Genomic DNA, 24,738 nt, shown 5'->3' on the forward strand with positions numbered 1-24,738 from the left:
AGACTTGTGTTAATTTCAATATCACAAGCTTTAAACTTTTAGAAAAATAATATGTGATAATGGATGGGAAATGTTTAGTCCTTAAGCTTCACATTGAGAATTTTATGAAAAAAAATTTGAGGTGTACGTAGGGGGAAAAAGTAACTTACAGGTATTATATATTTTTTTAATTCATACGATACAATAAATTACAACCGTTTACACAGTGAGGTGATTAAATTTGAATTTTCCGTCTAATAATAATATAGCCATTTTTTGCAAAATATCTATGGATAAAGGATACACTTGGATTCAGGGAATAATAACAGCCTTATCCCACCACAATAATTCTATGTCTGTATTTTTATCTTCAAAGAATTTTTTTAAATATGCTAATTTTAAAAATGAAATAATTATAAAAGCTTTAGATTCAACTCATGAAAATATATATATTGGTACTATAAATAGAAGCATAATAAACAAAAGGTCACATTTTTTAAAAATACATATAAAATCAATCCTATCATTTTATGATAAAAGAAAATTCGTAAGGTTCTTAGTAAATTACGGTGCCAATATCAAAGTTGACAATTTGGACGAATTCCATGTTAAAATTTCTGACCTAAGTTTTGGTGGATTGTGTTTCTTCTCAAAACACAATCTAAAGTTAAGTTCTAATATTTTAATTACAATAAATGTAACCCGCAAATTACAACTTTCTTTATACGGAACTGTAATTGACAAAATACCCTATGAACACGAATTCAGATACTCAGTAAAAATAACACCAAAATCCATTCAAGATCAAGAAAAACTTAATCAAGTTATGGACACTTTACTTCTCAAACAAAACGGTATCAAAAACACATATATTTTTCACTCTTGGCTAAAAACTTTTTTAATCATAGGTTTAACTATTCTATCTTGTACAATAATTACATGGTTTCTGATTAATCTCTTAAGCTAATTTTTCTATACACAACAAAACAGGAGGATTGTTTACCTGGTTCGGGAAATCTACCACTGTAACACCATATCCTCTTGGATTTAGCTTTGACGCAAACTCCAAAACTTCTTTTTTCTCTTGAAATCCCGTGTCTCCCCCTGAATATACAACAACTACTATAATTCCATTTACCTTCAGCAAAGTCAATGCCTTATTTATAGCAACAATAGTTGTATCTGCTCTTGTCGCTATAGTATGATCTCCTGTCGGAAAATACCCTAAATTAAACACAACGGCACTTATAACATCTTTTATGTACTTATCCATATTCTGATGCCCATCACAAATAAATTCAATATTGCCAAAGTCCCCATTTTGGGCTATCTTACTCTTTGTTATATTGATCGCGATATCTTGTATGTCAAAAGAATATACCCTACCTCTTTCTCCTACTAAACGTGATAAAAACATAGTATCATTACCTTTGCCACATGTTGCATCAACTACTACATCATTCTCATGTACAAACTTAGCTAATACCTCATGCGACAAGGTAAGTGCATTTTTTAACACTCTTGACACTTTTCCTGTACCCCTATTCTATCTTTTTTATTGTTGTATATATACACAATAAAAGATGCTAGTATAACTATTCCTCCACCTACAACTGATCTAATACCAACTTTTTGACCAAGTATAAAATACCCTAATAGCATAGAGAATAATATTCCTGCATAATTATATATACTAACCTCCGATGCTGGTGCCAATCTATACGCATATGTTAACGTAAGTTGACTTGCTGATCCAAATACTCCTATCAAAAATAACATAAACAAATCTTTCCACGTAGGTAAAACAAAATTATTTATCAAAAATGGTATTGACCCTAATATACTGAACAAACAAAAATTCCAAACTACTGTTAGCCCATTAACTTTATCTTTAAAATAACTCAACAGTGTATACGAAACACTTGATGCCGTCGCCGATAAAAACGCCACTAATATCGGAAATGCATTCGAGTTAAATTGCGGATTTGCTATTACAAAAGCCCCCGAAAAAGCTATAATTAATGCGGGTATCTGTATTCTAGATAACTTTTCTTTTAAAAATACACTCGCAAGTATCGTAATTAGAAATGGAGACATTTTGTGTAACACAGTAACATCTGCCTGGTTTGCATTTGCAGATGCATAAAACAAAAATATCATCCCCAAATAACCAAAAAACGATCTTATAAATAACCAAAAACGATATTTCTTTTCTGCTTTAAGAGATACCTTACTTCTCTTAGCCAAAAAAAATATTAATAAAAGATTTATTACATTACGAACAAAAATCTGTTCCATCAGCGGTACCGTCCCACTAGACAACTTCACAACAACCTGCATGCTTGAAAATGACAATGCAGACAACAACATCAACGCTATCCCTTGCTTTTTTCTATCCATAATACAACTTTCCTCTTTCCTTTTTCTTATTATATCGTAAACAAAGCCACATTTTTTTTAGTTTTTGTGGCCTTGCTGCGTTCTACCTAATTGCATCCTGTCGTATTTTTGTTTCTTTTAAATCCATAGCATCTTTTCTAGATAAGTTTATCCTTCCCTGCTTATCTATGTCTATGACCTTTACCAATATCTCATCATTTTCTTTAACTACATCTTCTACTTTCTGGACTCTTTCTCTATCTAGCTTTGATATGTGTACAAGTCCTTCTTTTCCTGGAAGTATCTCTACAAATGCCCCAAATGCAGTTATCCTTTTTACTGTTCCCATATAAATCTGGCCAACTTCAATATCTTTAGCAATACCTTCAATAATTTTCATTGCACTTTTGGCATTATCTAAGTCAACAGCAGAAATAAATATTTTTCCATCTTCCTCTATATCTATTTTTACTCCTGTGTCTTCTATTATCTTGTTAATAGTCTTTCCCCCAGGTCCAATTATATCTTTTATTTTATCTGGATTTACATTAGATGTGAAAATCTTTGGTGCATAAACTGAAACCTCATCTCTGGGTTTCTTTATCGCTTTTAATATAACGTCATCTATTATTTGATAACGCCCTTTTTTCGTTAAATCAAATGCCTGCCTTATAACTTCGTATGACAAACCGTCCACTTTTATGTCAACTTGTATTGCCGTTATACCCTTCTTTGTACCTGCCACTTTAAAGTCCATATCTCCGAAGAAATCCTCTATCCCTTGTATGTCCATAAAGGTTAAGAAATTCTCTTCATTTTCTTCATCTACTATAAGTCCAGCTGAAATTCCCGCAACTGGAGCTTTTATAGGAACTCCTGCAGCCATTAATGCCAACGTACTTCCACAGACACTTGCCTGAGATGTTGACCCATTTGACATTGTAACCTCTGACACTAAGCGTATTGTGTACGGAAAATCTTCTTTACTTGGTATGACCGCCTCTAGAGCCCTTTCAGCTAACGCTCCGTGTCCTATTTCTCTTCTTCCAGGACCTCTTGACGTCTTAGCTTCTCCTACACTATATCCCGGAAAATTATAATGGTGCATGTACCTCTTATCTGTTTTGTTTAAATCTAATCCATCTAACACTTGTGTCTCACTCATCGCACCTAATGTAGCTACCGTCAATACTTGCGTTTGCCCTCTCTGGAACAAGGCTGACCCATGTACCATCGGCAATACATCAACCCTCGCTGATAATGGACGTATCTCATTTAATCCTCTTCCGTCAACTCTTCTTCCTTCTCTCATAAGATAATCCCTTACTACCTTTTTTTGCAATTTATACAAGGATTCATCTATAGCACTTTCAAAATCTTCGTACTTATCCCTAAGCTCTTCCTTTACTTTCTTAGTTAACGCTGAAATATTCCTATCGCGCTCCATCTTGTCCTTAGATAAAACCGCAACTTTCATCTCTTCATAAGCTATATTTTTAACGTCTTCAAAAATTTCTTTAGGAACAGTAATTGGCTGATAAGTAAATTTTTCTTTACCTACTAGATCTACAATCTCTTGTATAAACTTAACTATCTTCTTTATTTCAATATGCCCAACTTTTATCGCTTCAAGCATAACTTCATCTTCTACCTCTTTTGCACCAGCTTCTATCATAGTGATTTTGTCCTTTGTTCCGGCTAATGTAACATACATCCTACTTCTTTCTCTTTGAGTTTGTGTAGGATTTATCACAATTTTCCCATCAACCAACGCTAGTACAACTCCACCTATAGGTCCGTTAAACGGTATATCAGATATAGAAAGCGCAACAGATGTTCCTATCATCGCGGCTATCTCTGGAGAATTATCTTGCTCCACCGCCATAACTGTATTTACTACTGCAACATCATTTCTTAAATCTTTTGGGAAAAGTGGTCTTATGGGCCTATCTATAACCCTAGACGTTAATATAGCCTTCTCTGATGGCTTACCCTCTCTTTTTACAAAACCCCCAGGTATTTTACCCACGGCATAAAGCCTTTCTTCAAAATCCACACTTAATGGGAAAAAATCTATTCCCTCTCTAGGCTCGGCTGAAGCTGTTGCAGTCGATAACACAACTGTTTTACCGTATTTTACAAATGCAGCCCCATTTGCCATTTGTGCTATCTCTCCTACTTCTACTTCTAACTTTCTTCCCGCCAAATCCATACTAAAAACTTTTTTCATTAAAACTTCCTCCTATATTGTTAATTAGCTGGCGACTGTAGGCTGTAGATTCTATCGTAAAGGCTAGTTAAAAGTACCTTCAAAATACAATCTACCTTCTACTGACGCCGCAATTATTCAAGAAGAAGAGGAGGACATAAACCTCCTTCCTCTATTATTTTTACTTTCTTAGGCCTAATTTTTCCCTAATCGCACGCCATCTCTCAATATCACATCTTTCAAGATAATCCAAAAGCGCTCTTCTCTTTCCAACCATCTTTAAAAGACCTCTCCTTGAGTGCGAATCTTTTTTGTGAATTTTTAGATGCTCATTTAAACTATTTATTCTGTCTGTTAAAATTGCTATTTGCACCTCTGGTGAACCAGTATCTGTCTCATGTCTCCTGTTACTTGCGATTATGTCGCTCTTACTTACTCTTTCCATTCTTTTATTATCCTCCTAAATTTAAAAATCGCCAAAAGCCAAGAGAAGGTCCGGAGTATCTACTACAACCTTAGCGCATGGCTCTCACGTTACATCCCATATGTTATCACAAATACTATGTTTTTGTAAAGTCCTTTTTTTCTTCTTTTTTCTATTGACTGAGTAAATAAAATGTATTATAATAATAAACGTATGGTTTTTGATTTGCAACGCATTGTAATCAAAAGCTTGTGTAATAGCTCGTGAAATCGCTTGTTTACGTAAGTTTCACGTTGCCGAAAAAGGAGTTGGATTAATTATGGACTTTAAAAAAGGTATATTGGTTGGATTAGGCACTGCTGGTGCTGTTAGCGTTAATGATTTAGTAAATCCTTCATCAGCACGTTCGCTAAATATCGCAGAAAACATCATTGTAAAAGATATTCCCACTTCTCATTTAGCACATGATGTATTTTCAAGTGATATTTTAGATTTTAAAATTTACAACCAAAGATTATACAATGACGATAATTTTGATTTTACAAATAGATATTTAGAAAGACTTCATTCGGATGAAGCTTCTAGTTGGCATAAAACAAATGAGGAGGTTGACGCAGATTTATTTAAGGTGGATAGTTTAAGCTACTTAGCTTATGATGATGAAGCATCATCTTTATATCCATCTCGCACAGTTAGTGTAAGCACAATTCGACCATCTTCCACTGTTAGTGAGAGAATTGGCGATATTAAGGTAACACCTATTGTGCAAGATGTGAGATCTTCTGCTTTAGAATACGATAATTTGGTTAAACCTATTGGCCAGCCTACCATTACTAAAGAGCAGCCTAAGATAGATAATTCGTCAAAGGCTAGAAGACACACTACCAGAGACAATTTAAGATACATAAAGAACAATATTTTAAAAGAATTCTTTATTCTATCTTGTGTTGGTACTACGTATGTTTGTGTTAATGCAAATGAAAGATTGAATTTGACACGTGTTGTTAAACATATCTTTGGGAAAGGATCCCCTGAAGATTTAGCGAAGGATATTAACTCTTTTATTGATGGAATGCTATCTTATTGCAAAAGAGATAGTAATTTAAAAAGATGTTTAATAAACATTAAAAAATTAGATTTGACTAATATAGCTGAAAAGTATATTAATAACAACTGGCAAGTTTCTGATTTAGTTAAAGATGTTAATACTTTGCAAGATAATATTTTAGAAGTAGCAGACCAAAAAACAACAATCATAAATTCTATATCAACCGGATTTTTGATGATTGGGTTTGGTATAACCGCAGCTTTTAAAACTTATTTTAGAAAATTAGTTGCTTTTTTGAAATCAAAAATTGATTTTTAGTTTTAGATAATTTACAGTTATACTCCGTGGTAGATAAATCTCGGAGTATTTTTGTTGACTTTTTTAGGTGTATATGATACCATCACAATTGTCTTCAAAAATTATTCACTATAAGGGAGTATATTTATGCTTAAAAAAATTTTACTTAGAAGTGTACCTTTTTGTGTAATATTTTTAGGTATTGTTATACGATTTGCTTGGATATTTTATATGAAAACATATCCGGAGACCGATTTTATGTGGTACCATGTTAAAGGCGTTGAACTTTCTTGTAATATGGGATTTTTAAATGGAATTTATCCTTTTTATACTGGAAAGATTGGTTGTCCAACAGCCTTTAGACCTATCGGCTATCCTTTAACATTAGCTATTTTATATTCTATTTTTGGAACAAATTTTTTAGTGGCAAAGATATTCAATATATTATTGTCAACCTTATCTATGATAAGCTTATATAAATTATGTAAAATGTTCTTTAGTAATAGCGTTTCTAATTTTGCTTTAGCTCTTTTTGCTTTTTCCCCACTTAGTATATGTTATACTAGTATAATTGGATCTGAAACATTATTTCAAACATTGCTTTTGTTGATAACATATAATTTATTTCACAAAAAAAATCCTTATATCCTTGGCATATTGGTTGGATATCTCGCTCTTGTTAGACCCATAGGAATATTCTTTTGTTTTTGTTTAATATTATTCCTGTTATTAGAAAAATCAAAAAATAATATAAAATTTATTACTACTTTTAGCTTAACTTTTTTATTGGTTATATCCGGTTGGTTAATTAGAAACTATGTTCAATTTGGACAAGTTATTTATTCAACAAATGGCGGATATGTTTTATATGTAAATAATAACCCGTATGCTACTGGCTCTTGGAGCGATCCTTACTCCTATCCTAATAGTCCTTTTAAAAAATATTTGTTTAAAGATAATTTTGATGAATTAGCGATAAATAGAGAAGGTAAGAAACTTGCTATCAAATGGATATCAGATAATCCAGATCAATTTTTATATCTAGCATCCAAAAGGATTATCAACTCGTACTGGGCTAAACTAGATGATATTATGTGGGCATTCCCAACTGGTCTTAATATTTGGGACTCTAGATATGTTGATGCAATAAAATTGGAAACTTTTTTATACAGGCCATTTTATATACTTACTTTTGTGTATATTATATACGTTATAATTGACTTTATAAAAAATAAAATAATTAACATTCATACATTCATTTTAATTGTTTTTCTATATTTTAACTTTATGATGTTTGTTTTAGAAGGAAACTCAAGATACGTATTCCCTCTTCATCCAATATACTCTATTGGTGTGGCATTTATATTAATTAAGATTACGCAAAAATTTAGGGCACTTTTTAGTTAAAAACGTGCCCCTCTAGGAAATACATTAGTCACAGCAACCAAAAACTCCACCATCAAAAAGCAATAAGAAAAGTATTATGAAAAACAATATTGAACAATTACCTCCAAATAATCCTCCTAAGCATCCACATCTATTCTCAGACATATCATATCCTCCTTGAAACATTTTTATTTACAATATATTCCCGTTTAAGCTTTTTTGTGCTTATCCCTCTTTTTTAATTTCTCTTGCTGGTGTATAATAATTATATTGCTAGTCTAAAAATTTGAGAGGAGTTTTTTTATGAAAAAGCCAATTATTTTTTTAGTCACATCCTCAGTGATAGCTCTAATTTTATCTTCTTATTTTTGTTTCGCTAATTCTTACAAAAGTTCAGTTAAAATATTTTTAAATGATACCTTTTTAAAAACAGATGTTGACCCTATTATAGTCAATGGTAGAGCCCTTGTTCCTGTAAGATCTATTGCAGAGGCTTTGGGATTAAACATTGAATATAATGGTAGTTTTAATGAAATATATTTACGTACTCCAGATTATACCCCTCGTCCAATACCTACGCCAGATAATTTAACCCAAATTTTAAGTACAATAAATGGAAATAATTTATTAAATTTGTCTATATCTGAAATAAACAGAGCCATAGAAATCGGGAAAAATTTATCTGCAGATGAAATATTGGATTATGTATATATTTTGCCCGAATCTAACAATAAAAATATTTTTGTTGACAATTTATTTGGAGATATCGTATTTAATACACCTTTTTTAGAAATTATGAAAAAAGCTAACAAAGATCCAAATTACTCTATAGACAATGCCATTAGCTATCTTAAATCTTACTATCTTAATGGCAAGATAGATTTTTCTTTTTCCTTATACGGAAATGGAGAAAACTTTTACAAAAATGCTTATATGCTGCTAATCCAGGACTCAGTCGTTCTAGATAAAATTCCTCTAAAAAATTTAGGTACTCTAACAAAAAAGAGACATAATAATTATACCAATACATTTTCTGGAGTTATATCTTTCAATTTCTCTAAAATTGATTTTTCTAAAGATGCAATCTTGCAAATTGATTATATTGATGGCATTAATAAGTCATTTATTATCAATTTTAATGAATATATGTAAATAAGATGAGGTTCTTCCCCCCTCATCTTATTTATTAAAAAAGCCTTGATTTAACATATTCTCTATAAAAATACCATATCCTCTTGTTGGATCATTTACAAACACATGTGTTACAGCTCCCACAATTTTCCCATTTTGCAGTATAGGGCAACCCGACATCCCTTGCACTATACCACCGGTTGTATTTATTAATCTTGGATCTACTATTCTTATATTCATACCCTTTTTGTTATTCCTATATACTTTTAGAATTTCTATATCATATTCGTCACTCTTATTATTAACGACATTGGTTATAATACTTGCTTTATCACAAGTTATATTTTCTTTAGGTGATATTTCATATAATTTATTATTTAATTTCAAAACACCCTCTTGCTTTAAAATTCCATATATACCTTCATGTGTGTTTTTTAAAATATTCCCTATCTTCCCACTTCCTGATACAAAAACACCTTTTAGCTCTCCTGGTATGCCGATTTTTCCTCTTCTTACCGTCAAAATACTAGATTCTAATATCTCACCCTTAGAATTAAATATTTGTCTTGTATCCATATCTGTTATTCCATGACCTAATGCTCCAAAATATTTTGTATCCGGATCATAAAATGTAATTGTTCCTATACCTTTTATACTATCCCTTACCCATACCCCTAAATGATACTCATTATCCTCATAGCTTCGTACGGCTTTTAGTTTTCTTTTTAAACTTCTCCCTTTACGATTTATTGTCAAACAAAATTTCTTGCCTTTACTATTTTTAATATTATCTAAAAAATCTAATATATTATCAACCTTTTTCTCATTAAAACCTATTACTATATCTCCTACTTTTATTCCACTTCTTCTCAATGGAAATTCTTTGTGCCCCTTTTCATTTAATACATGCCCTATTTCTAAAATCATTACCCCATTTAATTTAAGCTTTACTCCTATTGCATCTCCACTAACTGCAATTTTTTTATCAGATAATGTATTAGTAAATATCGTCCTTTGCTGATTCTCTTTATATATACTAAGACTTAAAATAATTAAAGCTACTAATAGTATAGTTATCTTCTTTCTCACTCTTTATCAGTCCTTTTGGTGATAATAAAAACACTTTGAATTTGATTCAAAACCTTTTTATTATTTTATCTTAAAAAGAGTTTTTTTATACAAAAGTAGCGAAAAGCCCATTACCATTTAAGATAATGGGCTAAATTATATTATATAATTTTTTTATTCAGTTCCAAATATTCTCTTTGTTATTTCTAATGCTGTTGGTGTCACCGCAACTCCACCCAATGCAGTCTCTCTTAATTCACAAGGCAACTGATTACCTACTCTTTTCATAGCAATCACAACCTCATCAAATGGTATAACACATTGTATTCCAGCTAACGCCATATCTGCACAGATCAATGCATTAGCTGTACCTATCCCATTTCTCTTGCTACAGGGTGACTCAACTAATCCAGCAATAGGATCACATACTAGTCCCATTAAATTCTTTAACGCCATAGCTGCAGCATCAAAACTCATCTCCACTGTACCGCCTAACATAGCAACTGTAGCCCCTGCCGCCATTGCACTAGCTGAACCTATCTCAGCCTGGCAACCACCTTCAGCTCCAGATAAAGTAGCATTTTTACCTATAACTAGACCTATCGCACTAGCCGCCAATAAACCATCTATTAATTTTTCATCATCAACTCCATGGGTATCTCTTACACTTAATAACACAGCAGGGATAACTCCACATGATCCTGCAGTAGGTGCTGCAACAATCTTTCCCATACTCGCATTCACTTCCATTGTTGATAACGCATAACTTACTGCTCTTGCTATAGTCTTACCACATGCTGTTTTGTGTTTTTCATATCTTTCTTTAAATTTTTTAGCCTGTCCACCAATAATTTTTCCTCTTACTTCATTATCATTATCATCAAGTGCTTTTCTCACACTACATTTCATAACTTCCAAGCACTTTGCCATGTGATCTCTTATCTCTTCTCTCGTTTTCCCAGACTTCTCAATCTCATACTTTGTTATTAACTCATATATGGTTAAATTCTGCTCATTACATATCTTTATTATATCTTTTCCCTCTTTTATTATCTCCATTATAATCACCCACCTAACTTTTTTCTAGTTTAGTGCTTTTAAGACTTTTACACTGATCACGTTTTGATTACTCTTTATTTCTTCTACTATATAGTCTGGTATATCTTGATCGGCTTCTACTATAAGCATAGCATCTTTCGCTTTTTCTTCTCTATATAGCTTCATAAAAGCTATATTTACATTGCCAGAAGCTAGCACATTCGTAATATGTGCAACCACTCCTGGCAAATCCCTATGTGTTGTAATTAAAGTATAATACTCTCCATCAAACTCCATCTGCATTCCATTTATTTCTATAATTTTCACTTTTCCTGCACCAATAGATGAACCAACTATCTCCCATGCATTGCCTGATTTAGACACTATCTCCATCTTTACCGTATTCGGATGCACATTTTCCATTTCTATCTCAAGGAAAGAATATCTAAGTCCCTTTTCATCTGCTATCTTATACGCATCTCTTATCCTTTCATCATCTGATAGCATGCCCATGATACCTGCAAGCAATGCTCTATCTGTACCATGTCCTTTGTAAGTTTTAGCAAAAGATCCATGAAGCCAAAACTTCACTTCCTTTATTTCCTCTCCCACTATCTTTTTGGCCAAATAACCAATCTTATTAGCTCCTGCTGTATGTGAACTCGAAGGACCTATCATTATAGGACCTATTATGTCAAATACATTAAATTCACTCATGCTTCCATTCCTCCCTTGCTTTATCACATTATATTATGTAATAAGTGCATTGATTAAAATCATCCTTAATGTTTGAACATCCTTATTCGCAACATCTACCCAGTCTAAGCCAATCGTATTTAAATATATATAAACTCTAGTCATAATCTCATGAAATGTTCGATAATCTAAACTTAAACTTTCAATATTCTTTATAATATTAGATATCTGATCTGCATATTTTATTATTTTTCTATTTTTTCTACTTTTGCGTTTAGTAATTTTATACTTACAATGTACGCCTTCTCTTAAAATAACGCCACATGCCTTTACAAAAATTCCTATTATTTCAAATACTGTATCCTTAAAATATGCTGCAAACTCTCCTAACTCCCCGACTATACTACTACCTAGTATCATCATAGACGAAGTCAACCTTTTTAATTTCCTTTTGTTATACTTAATCAAAAAGCCAACTAATTCACATTCATCTTTGTTTATAATACTAAGTTGTATTTCTTTTAGTCTTTCTCTTAGTGTATATCTAGCAGAGACGCTAGTAATGGATTTTTTCATTTCATTTGTAAACTCCAGTATTAATACAAATCTTTGAAATTGCCATATGTCCACAAACGAAGTCATGAAAGGGACATCACCATCTTCAAGAATCTTTAAGTTTCCAAACTTATTCTTCTCTAAATTCTTGTCATGTAACCTTCCCTCTAAAATCTCATTCCATTCTTTTCTTACACCAAAACTACTCTTGTACCTACCTAGAATTTTAACATATAATTCTAATTTTTTCAACTCTTTATTTTTTAAATTATTATCTATTATGTCTAGATATTTTATTAACTCCTCATCAAGTAGAGAAATTATCTTACATTTTTTCTTGATTTTATCGCCAGTAGACTTCTCCATATTAAAAATTTTAGCATATATACTGTCCCTCCCCTTCTCTTTGGCTAAGTCTCTTCCTTTTTGGCGCACTCTTTTTGACCATTCTATAAGAATTTCAGCCGCTGTTGCAGAAATCTTCGCACTTTCTCCATATATCCAGGTCAAAAATGCAAAACACAAAATATCTCCTGTACATCTAGTTACATTTAATGATACTTCTTTTAAACTTCTCCTCTTATTTTTTATATCAATCTTTTGTATTTCCCTAATAAGACATCCATCCCCAAATTCTTGCCGTATATTTTCTAATTTAGAAATATTACTCCTGTTGTTTATTATATCGGTTATATTCTTTATAAGCTTAGCACTGTCTAATACAATCCCTACTGTTGCGTAGGGAATTACTGACTGTGCATCATCTATTACATTATAATAATCCAATGCTTGTGGAATTAAAAAAGACATGTCTTCATATATTTCATTATTTTTAGATATTTTCTTGAAAATTTTTTTAGCGTCTATATGCATACAAACCACCTAAGTGCCAAATAAACCACTTTTCTTAGGTGGTTTATGCTATGTAAATCATGTACCTAGTGTATGCATCATTTTCTTCTTTCATTCCTTGCTAAATTTTCCTTTTTTGTGACTGAATACCCGAAATAGCCCAGTGACTTATCTAAAGTCCAATACTCTCCGTGGGAATAACAAATCAAATCTGATTTATCTAAATTTAATTTTCCTTCATCGTCAATCAAATTATCATCAACATGACACGCTAAAACTTCTGCTATAAACATATCATGTGATCCCAGCTCTATTATTTGATCAACCCTACATTCCAAATTTACAGGACTTTCTTTTATTATTGGAGCCAAAACTTTTGTTGCTTTATCTAAAGTAAGTTTCACTTCTTTAAATTTATCTACATCTCTCCCAGATTTAACTCCACAATAATCTGTCGCATATGCCAATTTACTTGTTGTTAGATTAATAACAAACTCTTTAGTCCTTTTTATTATCTCATATGAATATCTAGATTTCCTTATTGAAATAGATACCCTAGGCGGCTTACTACTAACTGTACCAGCCCAAGCTACAGTAAAAACATTCTTATTCCCCTTATCGTCTCCACATGTAACCAATACTACAGGTACCGGATTTAATAGTGTTGACGGTTTCCATACTTGTTTTGCCATTTTTATCCTCCTACTTTTCCCTTTATTATATAATACTTTTATTCCTTGTACAAATATACTAATTTGTCATTTGTCACGATATATGTTCCTATAGTATCAAATAGCTTTTTTGCAAAATCTACATATTCATACTTTGCATGGCCTCCCATAGAAGCTAATGTCATTGTATGTGTGTCAGACACGTTTTCATCCTCACAAACAAGAGAAACTTTAAGCCATTTCGCGTACTCTATGCACTTTTTATTTAATTCCGTTATTGTTCTACTCTCTAATCCATTTACCTTATACATCTTTTCTCTTAACAAGACAATCTCGTCTGTGTTCTTATCTATGAGTATTCTTATTATACACCTAGCTATTATCCTATCATTCTCCTTAATAACAACTGCCTTATTCCTTCCTTCCCCTATTATCCCTACGAGGCACTTATTTAGTTCTCTTCTGCCTTTAATACTTTGACATGACCCATCTATTTCTGTCCCTATTAAAAACAAATCTACTGGATTATCTGTTATTTGGGCTCTCATATTCTCTTGTTTGTGTTCAAACTCATCCTGCCTGCTTGTCCATTTTAGATATACTTCTTCGTCAATCCTCTTTATAGCTCTTAACTGTCCATCACTTCTTATATCATATTTATATTTTCTAAACTCTTTTATATCATGCATAGTACTTATAAATTTTCTTACCTCTTTCATTACCTCTTTATCACAATTATTGTCAGCTACATATTTTAATATATATTCACCCAAATTTCTTTTAACATTTTCACTTTTATTTACAAAATTTTCATAATTCTTTATGAAATTTTCATCTTTATCTAATTTTAAATGCTCACTATAAACTTGATAAAATAATAATCTTAGTTGGCCTTCTTCAAAATTATCAGTTATTACATCTATAAATTCTTCTCCTTTTAATGTAATTATGTCTAGTATATATCCCAAATTTTTACACATATTTTTAGGTTTTTTAGACAAAAAATCTAAAATATCTATTACCTTATCAAATTCAATTTGCAAAGATTCTAGTTTTATCATCTTTCTAAATGTTTCCTGAACATCCATACTGTTTCGCAAAAAATTACTATTGTCAAATGCATTCCTTAGCTTAAAAAGCATATTTATATTCTTTTTTTCATACAAAGCTAATCTATAGAATATGATAGCATTTATTGCTGGAAACGCTTTTTTCTTTCTATTGCGCAGTACTTCATCATGTATTTTATATAATTTATCATTGTTCATAAATTTGGCAACTATCGGCAACAACTCTTTTTTTAACCGTGCATCTTTTATTGATATTAGCTCTATTATAAGTTCGGTCAATTCGTCTTTATTTTCTTTACCTATTTTGGTATTGACAAATGCGAATAATATTTTCTCTACAATTTCATTTGCATCATCCTCACGCCTTTTTTCTTTTATAAGAGATATTGTCTTTTCTATTTTCAATGAATTGTTCTTACCTAATATTTCACATAAATCAAAATTTATTTTTTTCTCTTCACAATAATTTCTTAGTTTTTTTATATTATCTAAATTCTTTTGATACAAGAATACTTCCTCCTCTTTCAAAAAGGTTTTCGCAACTATTTCTAGGGAATTTCTGTACAATGATATGTTATTTAGCATATCCAAATCAAATTTATCTTTAAACAATATAACATTAAATATCCTTTCCATATTTTTAATATTATTTTCATACCTATCCAACCCTGTCCTTAGTAGACACACATCTTTTTTATCCTTTATCGCAAATTCTTCTAATAATTCACATTTATTCGATATTGAAAAAAGCTCTATGTTCTCTATAAACGTATACATGTACCCTTTTATTAATTGCTTTGCTATATATAATCTATCTTCTTCTTTTTCTATCTTAAATTTCTTTATGTTATAAATCAATTTATATCCATTATTTCTTACTAATCTCTTAGCCAAGTTAAATCCATTCTTGCCTAAGTCTAAATTGAAATCTTCTATGCTATCAATCAACCCATATCCATAGTTTAATTTTATTAATTTGTCTATTAAAACCAATAACTCTTTTTCTCTATTGATACCAAATTTAACTATATTATCAATTAGTACGTCTCCACAATTCATGTCTATTAGTTTGTTAGCCAAACCATATCTACTACTAAAATGCCTTAAATTAAATCTATGTAAATTCTTTACCATGTACGGAGTTAATCTACTACCCGTAAATGATATAATTTCTTTTATTAATAAAACTTTATTTTTTTCTACCTGTATTTCAAATTTTTCTATATTATCTATTAAATTATACCCCATCCCTTTATCTATTAGCTCTATCGCAATATCGACTCTCTTTCTTTCCTCTCGTATATTGAACTTTTCAAAATTATCTATCAAAATCTGACCATAATTATAGTCTATCAATTTATAGCACAAATCAATCAAATCATTTTGATTCATCACACAAAATGTTTCTATGTTTTTAGCCACAAAACTTCCCTTATCAAGGGTTATCATATCTTTCAAAAACTTTACTATCTCACTTGGTTTAGTTATTCCTTCACTCCTTAATTTTGATAATATATCTCTACTCTCATTTAATCTACTTATAATATTTATTGTTACACTTCTCTCATCATTAAATATTTTTTTAGATATTTTTTTTAATTGCATATTTAAATCAGGCATATTCAATTTCTCCTATTTACAGAATTCTAAAACACACCATTTATTCTACCAATTTTTTTGCCTATTTTCAAGGAAATTAACAAATTCTGCCTATATTTCATTTTTAACACGTATAAACTCTTTATCGATAGTACATATTAGTATCATCACTATTTTTAAAGGAGTGTTGTGATATGGCAAATACTGATACAATTAAATTTTTAAAAGAGTGTGATATGGCTGTCAAAATGGGAGTTAGCTCTCTTGATGAAGTTTTGGATAACGTAACACATGAAAAACTAAAAAAAATCCTCATAAACAGCAAAGAGCAGCATCAACAAATAGGTGAAAAACTTAAAGTAATTTTGTCCGAATACGACAAATCAGGTAAAGAACCAAACATAATGGCCAAAAGTATGTCTTGGGTAAAAACAAATATACATCTTCTAATGGATGAATCTGATAGTACTGTAGCCGATTTAGTTACAGATGGGTGTAACATGGGTGTAAAATCTTTGAGCAAATATATTAATCAGTACAAAGATGCAGACAAGGATGTTTTGGATATAGCACGCAATCTCATAAATATTGAAGAAAGACTATCTGTTGATTTAAGACCATATCTTTAGTGGGGAAGATTTTCCCCAAAAATATACTTAAAGCGAGGTTCTTTTATGTTGACTATTTGTATTCGAACACTTATTTTATACGTGCTTGTGGTTGTTGTAATGCGATGTATGGGCAAACGTCAAATAGGCCAGCTTCAACCCTTTGAATTTGTTGTAGCAATAATGATATCTGATCTTGCTACTATCCCTATGCAAAATTCAACAGAATCCTTGCTAAAAGGCGTATTGCCCATCCTAACTTTATTATCCGGTCAATTATTACTATCCTATTTATCAATAAAAAGCTATCATGCAAGAAATTTAATATGTGGAACTCCCAAAATATTGATAGAAAATGGGAAAATTATTGAAAATAATTTAATAAATGAAGTATACAACTTATCTGATCTTTTAGAACAGCTACGCATAAAAAATATACCTAATATATCTGATGTAGAATTTGCAATTTTAGAAACCAATGGTGAGCTTTCTATCATACCTAAATCACAAAAAAGACCCCTTACTCCTAGCGATATGAATATTCCTACAGAATATGAAGGAATACCTTTCCCGTTAGTTATTGACGGCAAAATAATAGATTTAAATCTAAAAAAGCTAAATCTTAGTAAAGAATGGCTAGATAAAGAATTGAAAAAATTCAAAATCGAAAGTTACAAAGATGCTTTTTTCGTAAGTCTAGAATCTAATGGTAACTTATTTTTTCAAAAAAAATCTTATTAATTTATATTGTATATAATACAATTTTGCCGTATAATACCTCATATGGGAGGTTGAATTTTTTATGAAAGTTTTAGGTATTGTTTCCGAATATAATCCATTTCATAATGGACATCTACATCATATAGACACAGCAAAGAAAATGTGTAATGCAGACTATGTCGTTTGCGTTATGAGCGGAAATTTTGTTCAACGTGGCGAACCTGCAATATTAAACAAATGGACCCGGACTAAAATGGCTCTACTAAATGGCGTTGATGTCGTAATAGAATTGCCACTGCCTTATTGTATATCTAGTGCATATTTGTTCGCCCTTGGCAGCATAAAACTTCTTGACAGCTTAAATATTATTTCAGATTTTTGTTTCGGTTCGGAAATCGGAGAAATTGGTATACTAAAAGATATCGCTAATGTACTTATATTAGAACCTCTAAAATATAAATACTATCTTAAAGCATACCTAAACATTGGATACTCTTTTCCAAAAAGCCAAGAGATGTCTTTATGTAGATACCTATACAACAGCTCTAATATTAGTGAAATTATATCTTGTCCTAACAATATATTAGGTATAGAATATTTAAAAGCAATAACAAAGCTAAAAAGCAATATAAATTGTTTTACTATAAAAAGAACAACTGCATACGATTCGTTAGTTTTAAGTGATACTGAATTTAGTTCTAGTGCCATACGTAATTTCCTTAAAAATAAACATCAAGATGTATCTAATCTTTACAAATGTATGCCAGCATCCTGCGTTGATCTACTAAAAAATGATATATCTTTGGGAATAGCTCCTGTATTTTTCAATGATTTCAATAATATTCTACTATCCAAGCTTCGTTGCATGTCTAGCAAGGAAATATCTAAAATAAATCATGTTAATGAGGGTTTTGAAAATCGAATAAAAAAAATTTCTAACAAAGCATCTACTGTGGACAACTTAATTCGTTCTCTTAATACGAAAAGATATACAGATGCTAGAATAAAAAGGATACTACTAAATACTTTATTTGGAATAACAAAACAAAGTTTTAGTGAGTTTAAGCCTTCTTATATAAGAATATTAGGAGCAAATACTCGCGGCAAAAAACTTATAGGTCACATATCAAAAAATGCTAGCTTACCCGTTTTAGTAAATTCATCAGATTGTCTAAATCTTGCGGATGATATCTCTAAAAAATTATTTGAGCTAGAATGTTTAGCAACAAATATATATGTGCTAGCATATAAAAATAACGACTATAAATACGCCAACCAAGATTTAACTACCAAGTCTATCACAGGCTTCTAAAATTTAAGAAGCCTATCCTTTTTCTATTTTTACGATACTCCCTGTGCCATTATCAATTGGCGCTGTAACAATTACTCTTTGCATTATTCTTTGTCTTAATTCAGGGATATGACTTATAACCCCTATAACTCGTTCCTTTCTGCTGATCCTTTCTAGAGCATCGATAACTAAATCTAATAACTCATTATCTAAACTTCCAAAGCCCTCATCTAAAAAGAAAAATTCTAATGGACTCTGCCCCTTTAACTGAATTTGTTCAGACAATGCCAAAGCTAATGATAACGACGTTAAAAAAGTTTCCCCTCCTGACAGTGTACTAACCTTTCTTGATACTCCTCCATTTTTATTATCGACTATTATAAAACCAGACTCTGTATCTAACTTCAATTCAAATTTATACTGCGTCATAACTCCTAAAATATCCGATGCCCTTTTCGCCAAATATCGTAATCTTTCCTCCGCTATATAATCTATAAAACTATTATCTTTACCTCTATCACCATTTAGTAGCTCTCTTAATTCGATATGCTTATTGTAATTTAAATCTTTCTTGGTGTAATCTTTTAATATCGCATTCCATTCTTTATTTCTCTCAATTGATTTATCATACGTATTTTTAGCTATTCCGTATTGAGTATTTAACAATTTATTTTCATCTACTAATGTATGATAATTCTCGTCAATTTTTTCCCACTCTTTTGGTGTAATAGTTCTACCCTGTAACTTTTCTTGTATACTCTTTTTTTGTCCTAAATTCTCAGATACGCTTTTCTTATAATTCTCTATTTTTTGTTTTACACTTTGCCTTTCAATTTCTTGCAAAAGACTTTCTTTTATCTCCTTGGTAGTTTTAAATCCATTGTCTACCATATTATTTTTTAGTATACCACTATCTTTCTCATATTGCTTAGAATATGTATCATATCTAGCCAATGCCGCAATTTTTTTATTTGTATTATCGTTTACATGCCATTCATTTTCTTTTATATTTTTTTCAAGCTCTCGTACCAAAATATCCTTATTCTTCATTTTGTTTAATTCTTCTGTTATGCTAGTAATGTTATACGTCTTTAATATCTTTTGATATTCGTCATTTTTTTTCTTTAACTCGTCTTCTTTTGCATTCTTATTTTTTTGCTCATCCAAAAGTTGATCATTTTTCATTTTTAATTCTGTCTCAAATCTTTCTTTTTTTACTGATGCACTCATTATATCTTTATTCATATCATTTAATTTATTTATGTCTATATCGCTACACTCTACATCAGTCTGAGATATTTTTTTATATGTACCACCACATACTGGGCAAACATCTCCATCTTTCAAATCCTTTGCCAAAAACAAACACATACTAGCTACTTCATTTTCTCTCAATTTCTCATATTCTTCATTTTTTGATTTAATATATTCTTCAATTTTCTTTTGCTCTAATTTCTTTTTCTCTATATCGTTTTTTAATACGTTTTCTTTCTTAGTAATTGCCTCAATCTCTTCTGATAACGACTTGACACTAATCTCTAACGCCATATTATCATACAAGAAATTCCTGTGATCTAAGCTTTTCTTTAATTCATCGTACCGTTTGTTTAATTTCGCGCCATTTTCTATATACTTTGGTAATTCTTCTTCACACTTTTTAATTTCGTTTTGCATATCTATCATCAATTTATGAGATTGTTGAACTTGTTCTAATTTTTCTTTTAGTAAATCTGCTTTTAACGCTCTTTCTAATCTGTCCTCTTCTTTTTTTATATCTTGATCCTTAAAGCTAAGTTCCTTTTCTCTTTTTATAACTTCCTCTAATTCTCTACCAAACGTAAATATTCTCTTTTTCTCCTCATATTCTTTTTCTACTTTACTAAGTACCTTATCTGATATTTCTTTCTTAGCAAACACTTCCCTATACTCACGTTTGTAGTTTTCAAGTGCTTCATCTGATGCATCTTCATATCCCTTTAACTTTATATAAAGATCATCCCTTTGGTTTTTTAATAACATAATTTTATCTGATATTTTAGACATTAGTTCTTTCCCATATTCTTCTAAGTAAAACACTCTCTCCAACATTTGCCGACGTTCTGCATTGCCTAAAAGCAAAAATTCCTGAAAATTATTTTGAGGTAGAACAACCGCCTTTGTAAAATCTTTATGATTTAATCCAAGTATTTCTTCTATTCTCCTATTAACCGCTTCTTCCTTATCGCACAATGGAACAGACTCTTCCTTATTAATTTGTATAAGCCTTACTGTTTTTGATTCAACCAGATTATCAGATGCTTTTTTCCGTTTGTATTCACGCTCAACCTTATATGTAATTTTTGATATTTCAAACATAAACATAACCCGAGTCACAGTACAATTCGTATTTATAATACCCTGCTTTGTATTCCCTGCCCTCTTCACTTTTCCATACAACGCTAAAGTTATTGCATCTAATATTGTTGACTTGCCACTCCCCGTATTTCCAAATATACCAAACAGCCCATTTTGATTGATTTTATCAAAATCTATTGTCTGCTTTTCTATAAAACTTTGTAGCCCCTCTATCTCTAGTAGCTTTGGTCTCATCTATTATCCATTCCCCTCCGCCATATTATTTATCACTATTAACAATGTCTAAAAATATATCCATAATTTCTGAAGATACTTCTGTATGTGTTCTATATCTATAATATTCCTTAAATATCTCATCTATTTTTTTCTGCTCTCTATTTTCAAAATCTCCCGCATCTTCTACTTGATTTATAATATATGGCCGTATATTCACAATACCTTTATGTAAATCTCTTATAGTTTTTTGCTCTTCTTGTGTTAGTAATCTGTCTGTAAAAATTTCTAAGTCCACCCAAGCATTAGAATCTCTATTTTCATTACACCACTCAATAACCTGCTGCACCCCTTCTTTTGCACACCATTTAACTAATGGTTTCCCACAATCCAAAATCTTTGGCGTAATCTTAACCTCACAATTAGGTTTTGCATCTATTATGTATACAGCTTTACTATAATCAGCTTCTGAAAAGCTATACGCTAACGGAGAACCTGAATAAAATACAGGACAACGATCATTTTTTATCATTTGCGGCCTATGTAAATGCCCCAACGCCATAAAATGTGCATTTTTAGGTATCGCATCTAAATTAACAGTCATTGCACTACCCACTTGTATTGTCCTCTCTGATTCTGATTCTTTTCCCCCTATTAAGAAAATATGTCCCAACACAATATTTATTGTGTCATCTCTAAAATTGGATGCAAGCTCATTTAATATATACTTTATTTTATCTGAATAAGCTTTTTGTATTAACCCCTCATCTGCACTATCACTCAATACTTCTTCAAGACGCGATTCAGATGGATATGGCATTGTCAAAATTATAACATTATCGTCGCAACCCGGTATCGAAAGCTCAACTAGTCCTTCTTTTGCATCAATTATCTTTGTATACCTACAATTTTCCTTATATAAAGATATATCAGTCTTAGGATACCCTAATATAAATATACCATTTTTGCTTACAAGCGATGCAATTGCTTCTAGCCTATCCGGATTATCATGATTTCCCGCAATAACAACAATAGCCCTTTTCCCATTATCATTCAATCTATCTATAGCATAATAAAATAGCTCCTCTGCTGCAGCACCAGGATTATATGTATCATAGATATCTCCACCTATTAATACTAAATTTATATTTTCCTTTTCTGCTATATCACATAGGCAATCTATAAACTCTCTTTGCTCATCAATTCTACTTATCCTCTCTAAACTTTTTCCTAGATGCCAATCCGATGTATGTAAAATTCTCATTTGTTGATTTATGCACTATGCCTAGAATGCTAACAATACCGCATCTAGGCTTTATTCGGGATCTTAAGTGCTTGCCTCCTATTTTTATATTTTACTCATTAGTAATATTTTTTATATGCAATTCTTCCAATTGCTCCTCTGATACCGTATCTGGAGCATTTGTTAATGGGCAGGACGAATTTTGTACTTTAGGAAAAGCTATAACATCCCTTATTGATTCTCTTTTTGCCATTAACATAACAAGTCTATCTAATCCAAATGCTAATCCTCCATGAGGTGGTGTTCCATACTTAAATGCCTCTAATAAATGTCCAAATTTATCATAAGATTCTTTTTCAGACATGCCCAACAACTCAAACATTTTGGATTGTAACTCTTTAATATGTATTCTTATACTTCCTCCGCCTATCTCTATTCCATTTAACACAATGTCATACGCCTTAGCTCTAACTTGTCCTGGATCCGTATCTAAATATTTTATATCCTCATCCATAGGACTTGTAAACGGATGATGCATTGCTACCCATCTTCTTTCTTCTGGATCATACTCAAGTAATGGGAACTCTGTTACCCATAAGAAATTAAATTTATCACTATCAATCATATTAAGTTTTTTAGCCACCTCAAGCCTTAGCTGTCCCAAAGCGTCAAACACAACTTTATTTTCATCCGCTATAAAAAGCACAAGATCTCCCACTTTTGCTTTTGCTCTTTCTAATAATTCATTTAATTTTGATTCATCAAAAAACTTCGCTATAGGTGATCTCACACCATTTTCCTCCACAGCAATCCATGCAAGTCCGTGAGCTTTATATGTTTTCACAAACTCCCCTAACGCATCTATTTCTTTTCTACTAAACTTGGCTCCTCCTATAGCATTTATGGCCATCACGCTTCCACCATTGGCTATTGCTTGGCTAAATACTTTAAAGTCACAATTAAAAACTAAATCAGACATATCGATTAATTCCATACCAAATCTTGTATCTGGCTTATCTGATCCAAATCTTCTCATGGCTTCTTTATATGTTAGTCTTTCAAATGGAATTTTTAAGTCTATATCTAACACTTCTTTAAAGACTCTTTTCAAAAAGCCTTCATTTATAGCTATAACATCATCAACATTAACAAACGACATCTCCAAGTCTAACTGTGTAAATTCAGGTTGCCTATCTGCTCTTAAATCTTCATCTCTAAAGCACTTTACAACTTGAAAATATCTATCAAATCCTGATACCATAAGTAATTGTTTAAATAATTGTGGCGATTGTGGCAATGCAAAATACTTGCCCTTATGTATTCTACTTGGTACCAAATAGTCTCTTGCTCCTTCGGGTGTACTTTTAGTTAGTACAGGAGTTTCTATTTCCAAAAATCCATTCTCATCATAGTAATCTCTTGCAACCTTTGCCACCTTATGTCTTAACATAAGATTACGCTGCATATCCGGTCTTCTTAAATCTAGATATCTATATTTTAATCTAATAGCCTCATTGGCATCTATATCTTCTTCTATATATATAGGCGGAGTTTCAGACTCACTCAATATTCTAAGATCATCTGCTATTACCTCAATCTCTCCTGTTGCCATATTTTTATTTATATCCTTTTCTGTTCGTCTTGCAACCTTTCCCAATACCGCTAACACATACTCACTCTTAACCGATTCAGCTTTTTTAAATAACTTATCAGGAGTTTTATCATTAAAAGTAACTTGCACTATTCCTGTTCTATCTCTTAGTGTAACAAAAATCATGCTACCCAAATTTCTCTTTCTTTGCACCCATCCCATAAGTACAACATCTTGTCCTATATTTTTGCTACATAAATCGGCACACATATGTGTTCTTGTTATTCCATATATACTCTCGCCCATCTTGCATCC

20 protein-coding genes are annotated in these 24,738 nt (G+C 31.3%); 7 read left to right on the forward strand and 13 right to left on the reverse strand.

Annotation, left to right across the window (positions count from 1 at the left end; translation table 11 throughout):
• The first annotated feature begins 220 nt into the window (after positions 1 to 220).
• Entirely contained in the window at positions 221 to 946 is a 726-nt protein-coding gene (locus J6Y29_04230; protein MBP5427079.1) for a PilZ domain-containing protein, read from the forward strand.
• On the opposite strand, the gene J6Y29_04235 is transcribed toward J6Y29_04230, so the two are convergent.
• From J6Y29_04235 to rpsO, 4 genes are all read right to left on the reverse strand, one after another.
• Positions 938 to 1,507 carry a class I SAM-dependent methyltransferase gene (locus tag J6Y29_04235; protein MBP5427080.1) on the reverse strand — a complete coding sequence of 190 codons (570 nt, stop codon included), beginning with the start codon at positions 1,505 to 1,507 and terminating at the stop codon, positions 938 to 940. The two genes, J6Y29_04230 and J6Y29_04235, sit on opposite strands and share 9 nt — an antisense overlap.
• Positions 1,492 to 2,379 (reverse strand): DMT family transporter, encoded by an 888-nt coding sequence (locus tag J6Y29_04240; protein MBP5427081.1) that lies wholly within the window; start codon positions 2,377 to 2,379, stop codon positions 1,492 to 1,494. The genes J6Y29_04235 and J6Y29_04240 overlap by 16 nt, the downstream gene beginning before the upstream one ends.
• 82 nt (positions 2,380 to 2,461) lie before the next feature.
• Complete coding sequence (locus J6Y29_04245; GenBank protein MBP5427082.1) at positions 2,462 to 4,588, reverse strand: polyribonucleotide nucleotidyltransferase; 2,127 nt, start codon at positions 4,586 to 4,588, stop codon at positions 2,462 to 2,464.
• A gap of 160 nt (positions 4,589 to 4,748) precedes the next feature.
• Complete coding sequence (rpsO, locus tag J6Y29_04250; GenBank protein ID MBP5427083.1) at positions 4,749 to 5,012, reverse strand: 30S ribosomal protein S15; 264 nt, start codon at positions 5,010 to 5,012, stop codon at positions 4,749 to 4,751.
• Between the two features lie 298 nt (positions 5,013 to 5,310).
• On the opposite strand from rpsO, the gene J6Y29_04255 reads away from it, so the two are divergent.
• The 3 genes from J6Y29_04255 to J6Y29_04265 all read left to right on the forward strand — a co-directional run bounded on the left by J6Y29_04255 (position 5,311) and on the right by J6Y29_04265 (position 8,874).
• Positions 5,311 to 6,357: a hypothetical protein gene (locus tag J6Y29_04255; protein ID MBP5427084.1), complete on the forward strand. Its 1,047-nt coding sequence runs from the start codon at positions 5,311 to 5,313 to the stop codon at positions 6,355 to 6,357.
• A gap of 126 nt (positions 6,358 to 6,483) precedes the next feature.
• Positions 6,484 to 7,743, forward strand: a complete 1,260-nt coding sequence (locus J6Y29_04260) for a glycosyltransferase family 39 protein (GenBank protein ID MBP5427085.1) — start codon at positions 6,484 to 6,486, stop codon at positions 7,741 to 7,743.
• 282 nt (positions 7,744 to 8,025) lie between these two features.
• Positions 8,026 to 8,874 (forward strand): hypothetical protein, encoded by an 849-nt coding sequence (locus J6Y29_04265; GenBank protein MBP5427086.1) that lies wholly within the window; start codon positions 8,026 to 8,028, stop codon positions 8,872 to 8,874.
• Between the two features lie 27 nt (positions 8,875 to 8,901).
• Here J6Y29_04265 and spoIVB read toward each other — a convergent pair whose 3' ends face one another.
• The 6 genes from spoIVB to J6Y29_04295 form a co-directional block, all read right to left on the reverse strand.
• Entirely contained in the window at positions 8,902 to 9,942 is a 1,041-nt protein-coding gene (gene spoIVB, locus J6Y29_04270; GenBank protein ID MBP5427087.1) for a SpoIVB peptidase, read from the reverse strand.
• Between the two features lie 153 nt (positions 9,943 to 10,095).
• Positions 10,096 to 10,980 carry an L-serine ammonia-lyase, iron-sulfur-dependent, subunit alpha gene (gene sdaAA / locus J6Y29_04275; GenBank protein ID MBP5427088.1) on the reverse strand — a complete coding sequence of 295 codons (885 nt, stop codon included), beginning with the start codon at positions 10,978 to 10,980 and terminating at the stop codon, positions 10,096 to 10,098.
• A gap of 24 nt (positions 10,981 to 11,004) precedes the next feature.
• The gene (gene sdaAB / locus J6Y29_04280) at positions 11,005 to 11,676 is read right to left on the reverse strand and encodes an L-serine ammonia-lyase, iron-sulfur-dependent subunit beta (protein ID MBP5427089.1); all 672 of its coding nucleotides are present in this window, start codon (positions 11,674 to 11,676) and stop codon (positions 11,005 to 11,007) included.
• A gap of 33 nt (positions 11,677 to 11,709) precedes the next feature.
• On the reverse strand, positions 11,710 to 13,083 hold the full coding sequence (locus J6Y29_04285; protein ID MBP5427090.1) for a hypothetical protein: 1,374 nt from the start codon (positions 13,081 to 13,083) through the stop codon (positions 11,710 to 11,712).
• Positions 13,084 to 13,160: 77 nt separating this feature from the next.
• A complete protein-coding gene (locus tag J6Y29_04290; GenBank protein MBP5427091.1) occupies positions 13,161 to 13,754 on the reverse strand; it encodes a flavin reductase family protein in 594 nt (197 codons plus the stop codon).
• A gap of 38 nt (positions 13,755 to 13,792) precedes the next feature.
• Entirely contained in the window at positions 13,793 to 16,423 is a 2,631-nt protein-coding gene (locus tag J6Y29_04295; GenBank protein MBP5427092.1) for a hypothetical protein, read from the reverse strand.
• A gap of 173 nt (positions 16,424 to 16,596) precedes the next feature.
• Here J6Y29_04295 and J6Y29_04300 point away from each other — a divergent pair, with 173 nt between their 5' ends.
• The 3 genes from J6Y29_04300 (at position 16,597) to J6Y29_04310 (ending at position 19,042) form a co-directional block, all read left to right on the forward strand.
• Positions 16,597 to 17,031 carry a hypothetical protein gene (locus J6Y29_04300; GenBank protein ID MBP5427093.1) on the forward strand — a complete coding sequence of 145 codons (435 nt, stop codon included), beginning with the start codon at positions 16,597 to 16,599 and terminating at the stop codon, positions 17,029 to 17,031.
• 45 nt (positions 17,032 to 17,076) lie between these two features.
• On the forward strand, positions 17,077 to 17,751 hold the full coding sequence (locus tag J6Y29_04305) for a DUF421 domain-containing protein (GenBank protein MBP5427094.1): 675 nt from the start codon (positions 17,077 to 17,079) through the stop codon (positions 17,749 to 17,751).
• Between the two features lie 61 nt (positions 17,752 to 17,812).
• Positions 17,813 to 19,042 (forward strand): nucleotidyltransferase, encoded by a 1,230-nt coding sequence (locus J6Y29_04310; protein ID MBP5427095.1) that lies wholly within the window; start codon positions 17,813 to 17,815, stop codon positions 19,040 to 19,042.
• A 12-nt stretch (positions 19,043 to 19,054) separates the two neighbouring features.
• On the opposite strand, the gene J6Y29_04315 is transcribed toward J6Y29_04310, so the two are convergent.
• The 3 genes from J6Y29_04315 to aspS all read right to left on the reverse strand — a co-directional run bounded on the left by J6Y29_04315 (position 19,055) and on the right by aspS (position 24,729).
• A complete protein-coding gene (locus tag J6Y29_04315) occupies positions 19,055 to 21,610 on the reverse strand; it encodes an SMC family ATPase (GenBank protein MBP5427096.1) in 2,556 nt (851 codons plus the stop codon).
• Between the two features lie 25 nt (positions 21,611 to 21,635).
• On the reverse strand, positions 21,636 to 22,853 hold the full coding sequence (gene sbcD / locus J6Y29_04320) for an exonuclease subunit SbcD (GenBank protein ID MBP5427097.1): 1,218 nt from the start codon (positions 22,851 to 22,853) through the stop codon (positions 21,636 to 21,638).
• A gap of 91 nt (positions 22,854 to 22,944) precedes the next feature.
• Positions 22,945 to 24,729, reverse strand: coding sequence for an aspartate--tRNA ligase (aspS, locus tag J6Y29_04325; protein ID MBP5427098.1), 1,785 nt, complete (start codon positions 24,727 to 24,729; stop codon positions 22,945 to 22,947).
• Positions 24,730 to 24,738 lie beyond the last annotated feature (9 nt).

Source organism: Clostridiales bacterium (genome assembly GCA_017961515.1).
GTDB lineage: Bacteria > Bacillota > Clostridia > Acetivibrionales > RGIG10202 > RGIG10202.